Raw genomic sequence first — 1,043 nt, 5'->3', positions numbered from 1 at the left:
GTTATGACTGCGCCGACCATTGGATTGGGCGATACGAAACCGGCTCCTCTTGTAGCCAGTTCCAATGCTCGTCTCATGAATGTCACATCGGTCTCCGATGTGCTGTATCTGTTGTCTGTCATGTTTCCAGTCTGTCTTCCTGCATTGTGATATGTGTGTCAGAATCTCACGCCTACGCTGACCTGTGCGTTCTCTACCGAGGAGAAGAGAGAGAAGTTGCCTGAGTTATACCAGTTGCCGTCAAGTTTTGCAACAGCGCATACGAAGAAGTCTCCAAGATTGTATGTAAGCGAGCCTTGCCCTTTGAGCGTCATGGCGAAGAGTTTCATTCCTTGCTCTGCGGAATCCTCATAGGCATGGGTGTATCCGATGCCCGGGAAGGCGGAGATGTTTAAGAGAATGTGGGGATTGAGCACCCAGTTGAAACTGTATCCGCCCATGAGACAGTATGAATTGTAGTGGAATCTGTATATGTGAGGGTCTATGGTAAGGTAGGGTTTCAGTTCGTCAGGAATCTGGTTGAGGTCCATCGTTATGTCGAGGTTGTTGTAGTTGAATCCTATTATTGCCGAGCCTGCGCTTCTTTTTTGAAATTTGGAAAAGTTATATGCCGCGCCCATCGCGAATTTGCGGTTGTTGAAGAAATAATAGGCGTTAATTCCAATTGTTTTTTGAGCTGCCCCGGGAAATGTCTTTTTAATAAGACGTCCGTTGTTGAATTTACCGAAAGTTCGTATGAATGTTCCTCCGGTGTTTTCCCAATAGTGGAATTCAGCGTTGAATCTCGCGCAGTTGAATCCGAATTCAAGTTTTTTGTGATTCGATGGTTTGTTCCCGATGATGTTGCTCATGTCCAGTGAGTAGCCTACGCTTACAGCCATATACTGTATGTATGCGCCGGCGTTGCAGTATAGGTCGCTCATCATTCTTACAGGCATCTTTTTCTCGATGTTCAGGTAATAGGAGTCTACCCAGTTGTCAGAGACAACGCGGGCTTTCCATCTGCGCCCCGTTCCTGTGACATAGTCTGTGTCATAGGAATT

General features: G+C 46.6%; 1 protein-coding gene. It reads right to left on the bottom strand.

Going from position 1 to position 1,043, the window contains the following annotated elements; genetic code table 11:
• Window positions 1–158: 158 nt before the first annotated feature.
• A partial coding sequence (locus tag JX312_RS13935) for a DUF4421 domain-containing protein (protein ID WP_204458521.1) occupies window positions 159–1,043 on the bottom strand: 885 nt, incomplete at its 5' end.

Source organism: Barnesiella sp. CU968 (assembly GCF_905219685.1).
Taxonomy (GTDB): Bacteria; Bacteroidota; Bacteroidia; order Bacteroidales; family Muribaculaceae; genus Lepagella; species Lepagella muris_A.
This window is presented reverse-complemented; position numbering and strand designations above follow the sequence as displayed.